Annotated in this window: 10 protein-coding genes and 2 pseudogenes; 6 read left to right on the top strand and 6 right to left on the bottom strand. The window is 62.0% G+C overall.

The annotated features are described in order from the left end of the window. Positions 1 to 157 precede the first annotated feature (157 nt). The 4 genes from MKI88_RS14945 to MKI88_RS14930 are packed head-to-tail and all read left to right on the top strand — an operon-like array spanning position 158 to position 4,221. Complete coding sequence (locus tag MKI88_RS14945) at positions 158 to 1,732, top strand: NAD(P)/FAD-dependent oxidoreductase (protein WP_241632193.1); 1,575 nt, start codon at positions 158 to 160, stop codon at positions 1,730 to 1,732. A 23-nt stretch (positions 1,733 to 1,755) separates the two neighbouring features. Beyond that, a complete protein-coding gene (locus MKI88_RS14940) occupies positions 1,756 to 2,910 on the top strand; it encodes a nitrilase-related carbon-nitrogen hydrolase (protein ID WP_241632192.1) in 1,155 nt (384 codons plus the stop codon). A gap of 22 nt (positions 2,911 to 2,932) precedes the next feature. Then, on the top strand, positions 2,933 to 3,217 hold the full coding sequence (locus MKI88_RS14935) for a hypothetical protein (RefSeq protein ID WP_241632191.1): 285 nt from the start codon (positions 2,933 to 2,935) through the stop codon (positions 3,215 to 3,217). A gap of 14 nt (positions 3,218 to 3,231) precedes the next feature. Next, positions 3,232 to 4,221 (top strand): sugar kinase, encoded by a 990-nt coding sequence (locus MKI88_RS14930; protein WP_241632190.1) that lies wholly within the window; start codon positions 3,232 to 3,234, stop codon positions 4,219 to 4,221. 567 nt (positions 4,222 to 4,788) lie between these two features. Here the strand turns inward: MKI88_RS14930 and MKI88_RS14925 are convergent. From MKI88_RS14925 to MKI88_RS14900, 6 genes and pseudogenes are all read right to left on the bottom strand, one after another. Next, positions 4,789 to 6,333, bottom strand: coding sequence for a serine hydrolase (locus MKI88_RS14925; protein ID WP_241632189.1), 1,545 nt, complete (start codon positions 6,331 to 6,333; stop codon positions 4,789 to 4,791). A gap of 501 nt (positions 6,334 to 6,834) precedes the next feature. After that, complete coding sequence (locus MKI88_RS14920) at positions 6,835 to 7,362, bottom strand: CinA family protein (protein WP_241632188.1); 528 nt, start codon at positions 7,360 to 7,362, stop codon at positions 6,835 to 6,837. Continuing rightward, on the bottom strand, positions 7,359 to 7,661 hold the full coding sequence (locus MKI88_RS14915) for a plasmid stabilization protein (RefSeq protein WP_241632187.1): 303 nt from the start codon (positions 7,659 to 7,661) through the stop codon (positions 7,359 to 7,361). Before MKI88_RS14915 ends, MKI88_RS14920 begins: the two co-directional genes overlap by 4 nt. A gap of 176 nt (positions 7,662 to 7,837) precedes the next feature. Beyond that, the gene (locus MKI88_RS14910) at positions 7,838 to 8,071 is read right to left on the bottom strand and encodes a hypothetical protein (protein WP_241632186.1); all 234 of its coding nucleotides are present in this window, start codon (positions 8,069 to 8,071) and stop codon (positions 7,838 to 7,840) included. Positions 8,072 to 8,654: 583 nt separating this feature from the next. Next, a pseudogene (locus tag MKI88_RS14905) lies at positions 8,655 to 9,199 on the bottom strand (DUF6766 family protein). Between the two features lie 271 nt (positions 9,200 to 9,470). Then, positions 9,471 to 10,320: pseudogene (locus tag MKI88_RS14900) on the bottom strand (SDR family oxidoreductase). A 795-nt stretch (positions 10,321 to 11,115) separates the two neighbouring features. Between MKI88_RS14900 and MKI88_RS14895 the strand changes: the two are divergent. Then, a complete protein-coding gene (locus MKI88_RS14895; RefSeq protein WP_241632184.1) occupies positions 11,116 to 11,646 on the top strand; it encodes a hemerythrin domain-containing protein in 531 nt (176 codons plus the stop codon). 24 nt (positions 11,647 to 11,670) lie between these two features. Next, entirely contained in the window at positions 11,671 to 12,036 is a 366-nt protein-coding gene (locus MKI88_RS14890; RefSeq protein ID WP_241632183.1) for a PRC-barrel domain-containing protein, read from the top strand. The last annotated feature ends 173 nt before the right edge of the window (positions 12,037 to 12,209 follow it).

The raw sequence follows: 12,209 nt of genomic DNA, 5'->3' as shown, positions 1-12,209 counted from the left end.
TTGTCATTGCCGTGGATCATAGGGCGGCGGTGCAAATCCCGGATCACAAAAAAGCTAATCCGATACCTGAGCGACGCTAATTTCTCACATCACCCTGCAGCCTCTAGCTTCGATCCAAATTCCGGCAACGTGCCGAAGCACATCGAGGCGTGGTTCAATGGCTGATTTCGATATTGTGGTCGCAGGTGGCGGCGTAAACGGGCTTGCCTGCGCCGCGACGCTCGTGCGCAAGGGGCTTTCGGTCTGCGTCGTCGAGCGCAACCCATGGGTCGGAGGCGGCGCGGTGACGCGCGAGGTGACGCTGCCCGGCTTCAAGCACGATCTCTACGGATCGTCGCATGTGTGGATCCAGTGCAACCCGGACTTCCAGGAGATCCGGCCCGAGCTCGAACAGATGGGCCTCAAATATATCGAGCCCGCCGATCATATTACCGGTCACCCCGACAGCGGTGGCGGCCCGGGCATCGTCATCTACAAGTCGATCGACAAGACCTGTGCGTCGATCGCGGCCTATTCGCAGAAGGACGCGGACCGCTACCGCGCGGTTTATTCGGATTTCGAACAGGTGCGCGAGGGCTTCATCAAGGCCTTCTTCTCGCCGCCTTCGCCCCCCTCGGCGCTCGCGAGTGCGCTCGAAACCAGCGAAACCGGCCTGCGTCGCCTGCGCGAATTCTCGATGTCCGCCCGCGCCTGGGTGGAGACGAATTTCGAGAATGATTTCGTGAAGGCAGTTATGCTCAACTGGGCACTCGCACCACAGATCCTGCCCGACCAGGAAGGCGCGGGGCAGTCCTTCTACATCATGATCCCGGCCATCCACTATTACGGACAGGCGATCCCCGAGGGCGGCAGCATGGAGCTGCCCAACGCGATGGCGCGCTATGTGGAAGCCAAGGGCGGAACGGTCCGGCGCGAAGCGCCGATCGCTGGCTTCGTCATCGAGGACGGTCGCGCAGTCGGTGTCCGGCTTGAAAGCGGCGAAGTGATCCGTGCCCGCCGCGCTGTCGTTTCAGCGCTCGAGCCGAAGCAAACGTTCCTCAAGTTCGTGGGTGAGGAGCATCTCGATCCCGGCTTCACATCGATGGTGAAGAGCTTCTCCTTCGGCAAGATCAGCATCTGCCGCGCGCAGCTTGCGCTCTCCGAGGCACCGAAGTTCCTGAACGGCACCGACATGAGCGCCTGCCCCTTCCACCGGATCGTCGATTCCATGGAGCAGATGATCAACTTCTATGCCGAGCTCGCGACGGGCAAGCCGCCCAGCGACCCCTTTCTCTGGTCGGCCTGCTGGACCAAGCTCGACCCCACGCGCGCGCCTGAGGGCAAGCACACGCTGATCGTCGACACCTATGTCTCCAACTGGCTGGCCGACGGGCAGACCTGGGCCGATATCGGCGAGGATTATGCGCGCAACGTACTGATCCCCAAGCTCCAGCAATATGCGCCCAACATCAACGAGAAGACGATTCTCGGCATGTATGTCCAGCAGCGTCACACGCTCGAGGAGGCGAACCCGAGCTTCGTTGATGGGACGACAAATGGCGGCGAGCGCATCGCCGCGCAACTCGGACCCTTCCGGCCGTTTCCCGGCTATGCGCATTACCGGTCTCCGGTGCGCGATCTCTACATGACCGGGCCACACTGCCATCCCGGCGGGGGCATCTCGGCCGCAGGCACAATCACGGCGCGCGTGATGCTCGACGACATGGGCATCGAACCCGCCGATTTCTGGTGAGAATTTCAGGAAAGGACCAAGCGATGACCGCTGCCAAGAAGATCGACAAATATACAGCGCTGGTGATGCAGCCGCATGTTCATGTGGCCGAGGACCGGGATGGCATCACGAAGAACCTCGATCGTGCGCTCAACATGATCGATTTCGGCGTGGGCTATTTCTGGGAACTACCCGCAAAGCTCGCGGTCTTTCCCGAATATTTCATGCAGGGCGTGACTACCCCCGGCAAGGGCGAGCACGGCATCGACAGCTTCATGAAGAAGGCGATCACGCTCGACGGTCCCGAGATGCAGCGGCTCGGCGACAAGGCGCGCGAATACGGAATCTACATTGCGGGTGGCGGCGTTATCGAAAAGCTGCCCGAGTTTCCCGATCGCTGGTTCAACACCGCCTTCATCATCGGCCCGACCGGTGAAATCGTGCTCAAATATCACAAGTGGCATATCCCGGCCTCGATTGGTCTCGGAACCAGCCCGCACGATATCTTTGACGAATATTGCGCGGCTTTTGGCGGGGACATCAAGACGCTGTTCCCCGTCGTCGATACCGAAATCGGCAAGCTCGGAACGATGACCTGCCATGACGGCTGCACGCCCGAGGTTTCGCGCGCGCTCGGCTATAATGGTGCCGAGGTGATCTGCCACCCGGTTGCGCTCCAGGAAGTCGAAGGCGTTTCGCAGCCCTGGGATTTCTGGATGTTCACACGCCGGACGCGCGCGCACGACAACATGGCCTATGTGCTCGGCTCCAACTGGGGCACGGTCGACTATGATTTCTATCCCAAGGCATTCTGCCCGGGTGGCAGCTTTGCCATCGACTATACGGGCATGGTCCTGCGTCATGCGCCCTATCCCCAGGAACAGGTGCTGGGCGTCACGGTCGATATAGAGTCGCTGCGCGAACATCGCTCACGCTGCAACCACAACACCTGGGTCGATGTGCGCACCGAAGGTTTCCGCCAGATCTATGAGAACCCCATCTATCCGGCCAACCAGTTCCCGAGCGGTCGTCCGCCGCGCACGCTTGCCGACAAGATGGGTCCGGTGAAGGAAGTGTTCCGCGACCTCTATGGCCGCGGCCAGTTCACGCCGCCTGCCGGCATGACCGTCGATGACATGGCCAATCAGCACGAGCGTCGCGTCAAGGCCGCTCAGGCCATCGGCACGCTGAAGCGCTGAGCGAGCGGGGGAGACAGAAGGGATGCGCGTCGTCAGTTCGCTTGCCGATATCGATTTCGGGATCGGCCGTATCGCCCGTGCGGGGCGCAACCTGGTGATCGAGAGCAGCTCGGAGAGCACCATTGCCACCAGGGTGACGGTCACGCCGCGTGATGCGCTCAAGGCGATTGGCGCGCTGCTCACCAGCCCGTCGGTCTGGCTGTTCGTTCTGACGCTGCCCTTCGCGGTATCCGCGGGGCGGAGCCAGGTGGCCGGCGACAGCTGGGCGGAACGCCGCCGCCGGACCGGCCTCAACAAGCCCTGGTGACGGGCTTGTCGGGAATGGGTGACGCGCGGGTCGTCTGTTTCGGCGAGATGCTGCTGCGCTTTGCGCCGGCCGACGGAAAGGCGATGCGCGACGCGCAGATGATGAGCGTGCATGTCGCAGGCGCAGAGGCCAATGTCGCGATATCGCTGGCGAAACTCGGCCTGCCTGCGGCGATGGCCACCGTCTTGCCCGAAAACGCGCTTGGGGACCGCGCACTCGACACGTTGGCGCTTCATGGCGTCGATACGGGGGCGTGCATTCGTCGACCCGGGCGAATGGGGACATTCTACATCGAATCGCCGCTTGCCGGTCGGGAGGGTGGCTTTTTCTACGATCGCTCGGGATCGGCCTTTGCAGATGGTGTCGACGGGATCGACTGGGAGCGCGCGCTTGCAGGGGCCGAATGGCTGCACCTGTCGGGTATCACGGCAGCGCTTGGCGACGCGGCCGTGCGTGCGATGCGCAGGGCGGTCATCGTCGCGCGGCAGCTCGGCGTCTTCATCTCCTTCGACTGCAATTTCCGACCCCTGCTCTGGCAAGGGCGAGACGACCTGGCGGCGGCTCTCCTGCTTGAATTCGCCTCATCGGCGAAGCTCGTCTTCGCCAGCGACTGGGATGCGCGGCTGGTTCTCGGAACCAGGGCGCATCAGCTTGTCACGACGCCCGCTGCGGCTTGCCACTTGTTCGAGGTGCTGCCGGCAACGCACTGGGTCGCCGCGACCACGAGGGAGCGGGATGGTGAAGGAGAGCGACTGGGCGCGTCACTGAGCACGCGTGACGATGTCGTCAATGTCCCACTGAGTCCAATCACGCCTTATGTCGACCGCGTTGGCGGCGGCGATGCCTTTGCCGCAGCGTTGTTGTTCGGACTTGCGAGCCGGTGGGACGATGAGCGTGCGCTGCGCTTCGCACATCGCGCCTGCGTCATGAAACACGCAATTCCCGGAGACTTCAGTACGCTCACCGCGGCCGAGGTCGAGGAGGGGCTGGCGCTCGCCGGGTGATGCGGCGCTATCCACCGTGCTAGGATGGATGAGCCAGACTGTGTCAAGGCTCGGCCAACCCCGGTTCGAGCATGCGTAGGCGGCCATGCATGGCTTTGACCATGAAATCGTTGCATGCCTTCTTATTGCGCGCCGGTCCCTATGGTTCTCATGCCAATCATCGCGGCACGGTTGTTTTGCCATTGCCGGCGAGCCCAACTCCGCTGGCTTTAACTGTTACAGGTGCGGACCACCGCGCGGAGCCTTTGCGACCGCTCCGGTGGTCCGCGCCTCTCCCGGGCGCTACTGGTCGTCCGATCGGTTTCGTGTTCCTTACACCCGCCTACGCAGATGCGATAAAGCAGGCAGGCCATTTCTTTCGGTGGGACGGGCGCATCATTGTCGAAGATTCGGTCAATTCATAAAGTCCGTATCCGCCGACAAATCAGATGTTGAGCGCGTCGATTCTGCTAACGCAAAGCGGACCTACATTCGGGTCACGAAGCACGACTTAACCTGCACGATTGTTGTCCGCTAATGGTGTACCGTGCCCGGGACCTCTTGGAGGGTGGAGCCGGTCGCGCACGCCTATTTGCGTTTGAATTTGTCGCCGCCGAGCTCCAGCGTGGCGATCTTTCCGTCCGGCGCGAAGGTGAAACCCACCGGGGTCTGGCCGATAATGCTCGTCTGGCCCAGGCTCTTCCACCGCGCCTTGAACATGTCGTTGCGGTCATGATCGAGCACCGCCGACGCCGCCGGGCGCGCGAGCGCCAGCTTGCCGTCGGCCAGCGTGATCGTGACGTCGCCGAGCAGGTCGCTCGAATAGGTGTCGGCATAGCGGTCGAGCGGCAGCCTGGTGGGTGCCGCCGTCGCCAGGGGCGGGGTTGCCGCCGCCTTTTCGCGTGCGATCCGGGCCGCGTCGTCGCGCGCCTTCTTCAGGACGGCGCTGTGATCGGTCACGGGGCCACCGAGAAAGGCGTCCAGCACCCGCAGTTCGACGGCGACGGTCAGCGCGGATGGCATGCTGTTGGTCAGCACGACCACGCCCAGCTTCTTTTCGGGCATCATCGCGACGATGCTCTGCATCCCGTCGATTCCGCCGGAATGCTGGACAACCTTCTGTCCGCGATATTCCTGCACGCCCCAGCCCAGGCCGTATTCGCTGAACTTGAAGGGCGCGCCGGAGCCGCCGCGCGGGACGATCTGGCCGGTATGCATCTCTGCCAGGGTCGCGGGCGCGATCAGCTGCTTGCCCTCGAACGTACCCCCGCCGAGTTGCAGGCGCACCCACTGCGCCATGTCGCGCGCGCTGGAATTGATCACACCGGCGCCGCCGACATTATCGATCAAGCGATAATCGATTGGCACTATCCTGCCCTCGACCAGCGCGTGCGGGGTCGCGACATTGGCCAGTCCCTTGAGATCGGTGATGCTGGTATTGGTGCGGTGCATGCCGAGCGGTTCGAAGATACGGTCGGCGATGAACCGGTCATAGCTGGTGCCGGCGACCTCGGAGACCACCTCGCCCGCGACAATGAACATCTCGTTCTGATACTGGAACTGATTGCGGAAGCCGAGCGCCTCAGTCTGGAAGCGCAGCCGCCGGATGATTTCCTTGCGATCGAAGCCCGATCCGTACCAGAGCCCGGCATTGGTGACGACGCCGGTGCGGTGCGACAGCAGGTCGCGCACCGTCGCCTGGCGGGTGACATACGGATCGTGGAGCTCGAACGACGGCATATAATCGTGCACCGCGCCGTCCCAGCCGATCTTCTTTTCATCGACCAGCATGCCGAGCGCCGCTGCGGTGAATGCCTTGGTGGCGGATCCGATCGCGAAGACCGTATCGGCATCAACCTTGCCTGGCTTGCCTTCCTCGCGGACGCCAAAGCCCTTGGAATAGACGACCTTGTCATCCTTGACGATGGCGACGGAGAGGCCGGGCATCTGCCACGACTGCCGGGCGTTCTCGATATAGGCATCGAGCCCCTCGAGCGCGGCCGCGGTAGTGGGCGATGCTGCGGGCGTCCGGGTGGGCCCCTCGACGGGGGGCTGGGCGAAGGTCCGGCTGGCGAGCAGGGCCAATGCCGTGGTGATCAGGATGACATGCTGCAGTCGCGCGATTGAGATCATGATGTGGCCCCCGTTTCTCGCACCGACCATCGGCTACGTCACCCGAATTTGCAACCCATTGAGGACATATTTGTCCTGATTGGACATTTTTCTCTCAAATTTGTGAGGGTCGATTTCCAAAATGTGTCGGCCATTTTCCAATGGGTGAGAGGCATCTCTGCCGGAAATTTTGGAGGTAATGTTCGCGCGAGAGCACGCATTAGGACGGATTGGCTGGGCCGCTTGAGGAAGGTGCGGCGGACCCGGCGCGGGGTCTGCCAACTGCAGGTTCTGGGAATCGGTCGCGAGCGTCAGCATAGCTTAGATCGTGCGCGAAGTTGCCTGTTGCATAACAACAATCAGATTCGCCCGGGGACCCCGCCAAGTCTGCCGTCAAGTCCGCCAATTTCGCTTCCCGCAACCGGCGCTTCGTTCATGAGGACCTCGCCGTCGTTTTGGGGGGTGAGGAGCCGCTTTGCTTTTTGCGCAGGTCAAAGACGGGCTTGCCTCGCGGCGAGAGTATTAGCGACAGTCGAGCAAGTGCAAGAGCATGGTGAGCGCGTCGAAGGCGGCTCGATTTCGGACCGCGCTCCTTCCTATATCGCCGAGGTGAAGCTCGCGAATATTGGTAGCGCGAGGCCCCGCGGCTGCTACGTAGACGAGCCCTGGTTCATCATCGGGCCCGGCAGGGCCCGCAAATCCGGTCACCGCGACCGCCAGGTCGGCCTGCGAACGCAGCAGCATGCCCTTTGCCATTGCTTCGGCCATGGGGGATGAAACTGCGCCATGGTCGGCTATGAACTCGGGTGGCACATCGAGAAGTTCCGCCTTGGCGCGATCGGTATAGGCCACCACGCCCCGCTCGAAGGCGTGGGACAGCCCTTCGACATCCGTGAGGAGCGATGCGAGAAGTCCGCCGGTACAGCTCTCGCAGGTAGCGACCGTCCACTCACGGGCACAGGCCTCGCGGAGAACCTTGGCGGCCAATTCCTCCAGCGCCTTGGAGTCGATCTGCTCAACCAACGCCGATGCGCTTGTCTGTCCCGTCACGCGTTGCCGCGCCTGCGTCGCGTTTCCCACCCCTTCTTTGCCGCAGCGGATCGATCGGCGGCACTGCGGGCGGCGGCGGCACGGCCCTTGCGCCCTCCGCGCCGCGATGATTCGTGACTCTCCTTCTTGCCCCGACCGGAGCCTGATTTGTTGCCGCCGCCCGATTCCTTGTTGACCGTCGCCCAGGCCCTGCGCTCCGCCTCTTTCTGAGAGACACCGCGCTTCTCATAGCCTTCCTCGATGTGCTCGGCCTTGCGCTTCTGCTTGTCGGTGTAGCTGCTCTTGTCACCACGAGGCATGTCGGATCTCCTTACCCCTCGCCCTGAAGGCAACGCGACCGGAGGGTCGAGGTTGCCAAGGCCCCAGCGCTCTAGGACCACAGGCAACGCGGACCCCAATTGGTGATGCAAAGCAGCTCCGGTGACGGCCACACCTGCAAAGAGGGCGGTGGGTTTCGCCACGTCCCGTGTAGATTTCAACTGGCCCTCTGGTCGTCCGTGCTGATTGCCTGCGCGCACCTATTTTTCGACCCGCGATGCCTGTCCGTGGCCAGGGCAATGCGCGCCAATGCCATGAAGCGTTTCGCCGCGATGACGTGTCGCTGGCGCACGTTGCCGAGCGAAGCTTCACGCGCAATGTTGAGATTGATCAGGGCCTGGTCCGCATAGAAATGGGCCGCTCTGCTCGGCTCGCTATCGGGTTGAAACATCACTGCCTCCAGTGGACCTGTTTTCGGCGTCCGCAGCGACGGCGTAATGCCTCGCAAATTTGAGATGGAGCTTTCGTACGCTCGTATCGATGGACCTTTGTGCCATCTCCTTGCATTCTTGGGCCCGCTTCAAGAAATACTCTCGATGACCCTGCGACGACATTGTGGCACCTCCGTCCTCAAATGCACTTCCTCGCTTATCGGTGGCGAGACGCGGCCAGAGGCTGACTATGCCGGAAAGGCTGCCAGGCTTGGGCGCCTCGCCATCGCGTTAAACCAACACGCAAACGGGCGGGTTCCGACGCTCGGACCGGAATCGTATTGATCGAGATTAGAATCTTCAGCGACTAACCGACCGTCCATCCCTGAAGAAGGCTCACGCCGATTATCTGGCGTATTTCGCCGCAGCCGATGAAAGCAAATCAGCCGTCGACTGATGCCGGCCGTTCCTAAGCCGTTCGATCAGGAAAATGATAGGCCTGAGACTAGGCCTCGGAGGCCGCCGCCACGCCTGCCGCTTCCGGATGACGGTGCGCTTCGCGCCGGCCCTGGTGTAGCGGCACTCTTGCTACGCGCGGTCAACTCAGACTCGGGTCTGCGCGTGCGGCGCGGCCACCGGCTTGGATTCCGGGGACTCGCGCTGCCTCAGATAGATTGAAGCACGACCAGCACAGCGGTCGAGAGCAACTCGCTCTGCCAGTTCTGAAATGATTCGAACCAGGGTCGGGAGGACAAGAGATAGGCAGACCGGGGTTCGGCGCCGTGCCGCACTGCGTCGGCGGCCGCATCGGCCGTGCTGTAGGTCCAGTGCAGAAAGAAGGATAGCAGGAAGAAAAGGAAAGAGCGTGATGCCGAGCGACCGCGCATAGGCCCATCGCCATAATGCGCCGGCGCGAAGGATGGCAGGTGCACCCGGACGCCGCGCCTGCGCGGCAAGATCCGCGTCGCGCAGCGGTCCGTCGAGATCGCGCGCTTTCGCCGATCCTCGCTGCAAAGCACGGCGATCAGAACGACATAGGCAGACATCTGCAGGAATTCGCTCTCCCACTTCTCGAACACGTTTGAAAGGAACAGGGGGTCGCTGATGAACTGCGTCAGGCCAATTGTCGATGGCTGATGCTCATGCAACTTGGCGTTGTTGAAATGCCACCCGGTCAGCGCCTAGCCAATCACGCTCACCGCGAACAGTCCCAGCAACACCGATCGTAAGGCTATTGTCCCTGACCACGCGCTTGTCGCCCTCCAGTCACCGGGTTCGTCACGTCATGCGTGGAACAACCCTGGCGCGGATGCGATAGTTCTGGAGGATATATTGGACACAACGCCGACATTGCGCGAAACCGTTCGTCACAAGGTGCCGGAAGGATGAGTGCTGTGGGAACACCATCGGCCCGAAATCTCACCCGTTGACTATCGTTCCGCCATTGGGGTGCAGGACCTGGCCTGACATGTAGCTCGCATCCTCGCAGGCAAGGAAAAGGAAGCTTGGCGCCACCTTATTGGGCTGGCCCGCACGTCCCATCGGGGTCTTTTCGCCAAAATGTTCGAGCTTTTCCGGGCTCGCGCCGCCGCAGGGATTGAGCGGAGTCCAGATCGGTCCGGGCGCCACGGCATTCACGCGGATGCCCTCGCCAACCAGATTTTCGGACAGGCTGCGCGTGAACGCGGTGATGGCACCCTTGGTGCTCGAATAGTCGAGCAGTTCCTCTGAGCCCTCGTACATTGTCACGCTGGTGCAGTTGATGATCGCGGCGCCCTTGTGAAGATGCGGGCGCGCGGCCTGCGTCAGGAAGAACATTCCGAAGATGTTGGTCTGAAAGGTCCGACGCAGCTGCTCCTCGGTGATGTCGCGGATATCCTTGTCAGGATGTTGCTCCCCGGCATTGTTGACGAGGATGTCGATGCGTCCGAAGCGGCCGACGACCTGCCTGACCGCCTCGGCGCAGAATTGTCGATCGCCGATATCACCCGCGATCGTGATCGCCTGGCACCCTTCGCGCTCGACGATCTTCATGGTTTTCGCGGCGTCGTCATGCTCGCACAGGTAAAGGATCGCGATGTCCGCGCCCTCGCGCGCATAAAGCGCGGCGACGGCACGGCCGATTCCGCTGTCCGCCCCGGTGATGACCGCCACCTTGCCCTTGAGCCGGTCTGCCCGCATAGCGCGGCTCCCAGTCGGGACTGGGTTCGAGCCGGCTCTCATGGCCGGGCAACGCGTCTTCGTGGATCATCGGTTCCTTGAGAGACATGGCAGTCATTCCCGCATGCTAAGCCGCGCCGGTCAGGCGGAGTATTCAGACGTGCCCGGCCTGTTTCGCCAGGCGGCAAGCCGTAGCCGGCGGCCTCGTCTCGGTCCCGCCGGGCGCGGCGCTCATATTCCTCGGCGAGTTGGCGATGGATATGCCTTGCGCACATATCGGCGCTGGTTTCCTCGAGCCGGCGTTCTTCGCGCGCGCGGCGCGCATAATAGGCTCGGTTATCGGGCGACCCGTTCATTGCAGCCTCATGCTGCCCCAATGGCTCTGTTTCATGGCCGGTCTTGTCGTGCCGGTTATCAAAAGAACGATTCACCGCCCGCCTTTGATCCCGCACGCTATGTGTGCCCTATGGCCTTGTGAGCAAAGTCATTGAAGATCATGCCAAATCGCAAATCGAAGATTCGGACATTTGCGACGGATGGACCAGTTGCGCATGCCATGCTGTTCGGCGCGACTTAACCTCGATCAGTACGAATCTCCGGCTGATGCGCGAAACTTCGCCACCCCCCCGAAGTTGTTGACGACGAGCGCAGGGAAGGAGAGTTGTGTTGCGTCATCTGCCACCCGCCGGTCATTCGCCGTATCCCATCGAGCATTTACGGCCACGAGGGACCCAGCAGACATGGCTGCGGTTTCGCGCCGAGCAGTGTCGAGACGCCGCTGCGCGATCCGATGATGCCATCGTCGCAGTACGGCTGAAGGCATTCGCCGCGCAGTATGACGCCGCTGCAATGAAGCTCTCCACACCCGGCGACCAAATGGTCATCCAGCCGAAAGGAGAGAAACATGGCCACGAAGCACCCCGACGCGATTGCACTTCTGAAACAGGATCACCGCAAGGTGGAACACCTGTTCGACGAGTTCACCAAGGCGCGCAGCGACCGCCGCAAACAGGAGCTGGTGCAGGAAATCTGCACCGAACTAATGATCCATGCGACGATCGAGGAAGAAATCTTCTACCCCGTACTTAAGGGAAGAATTGACAGGGATCTCCTGTCTGAAGCCTATGTCGAGCATGATGGCGCCAAGGTGCTGATCGCCGAACTCCTTGAAGCAGGGGTCGACGATCCCTTTTGCGACGCCAAGATGACCGTGCTCTGCGAAGAGATCCGGCACCATGTGAAGGAGGAGGAGCGTCCAGGCGACGGGATGTTCGCCCAGGCGCGCGCCGCGGGAATCGATATGAATGCGCTCGCAGACGCGCTGGCAACGCGCAAGCAGACCCTGCTTGCCGAGTTCCGGACAGAGGGCCTGCCGACGCCAACCACACGTTCGTTCGCGGGCGCAGTACTTCAGCACGGCGCGCCGGTTGCATGACACCCAGACCGAAGGAGAGACGACATGACTGATTTCAGAGCCCTGGAAGGAAGCCGCACCATCGCATCCGACAAGGTCGAGGGTACCGCGGTCTATAATCGCGAAGGCGAGAAACTCGGCACGATAAGCCGGTTCATGGTCGACAAGCTGAGCGGCAAGGTCGACTATGCGGAGCTGTCCTTTGGTGGCCTGTTCGGACTGGGGCAGGATCACTATCCATTGCCGTGGGACGTGCTCCGCTATGACCCCGATCAGAGCGGCTATGTGATCGATCTCGACAAGGACTTTCTGAAGGAAGCGCCCCGCTACTCCGCCGATCAGCAGCAGGTCTATGACGACGCCTATGGCCGCCAGGTCTATGGCTATTACAATGTGCCCTGGCCCTATTGACTTGAGCCTGAGCACTGCCCCCTGAAATAGGCCCTCACTGGCATGTGTCCGTCGCATGCGTGCGGCGGACACATACCGGGGCGCATTGAAGCCCTAAGAGTCTGTTTGGAAAATCAGGGATGGGCGTTCCGGCGTAGCAGATTACCGCCCATGGCGACGAGGATCATGGCCTG

Origin of the sequence: Sphingomonas sp. LaA6.9 (assembly GCF_022601895.1) — a bacterium.
Classification (GTDB): Bacteria; Pseudomonadota; Alphaproteobacteria; order Sphingomonadales; family Sphingomonadaceae; genus Sphingobium_A.
Note: the sequence above shows the minus strand (reverse complement) of the source record. Positions and strands in the feature narration are given on the sequence as shown.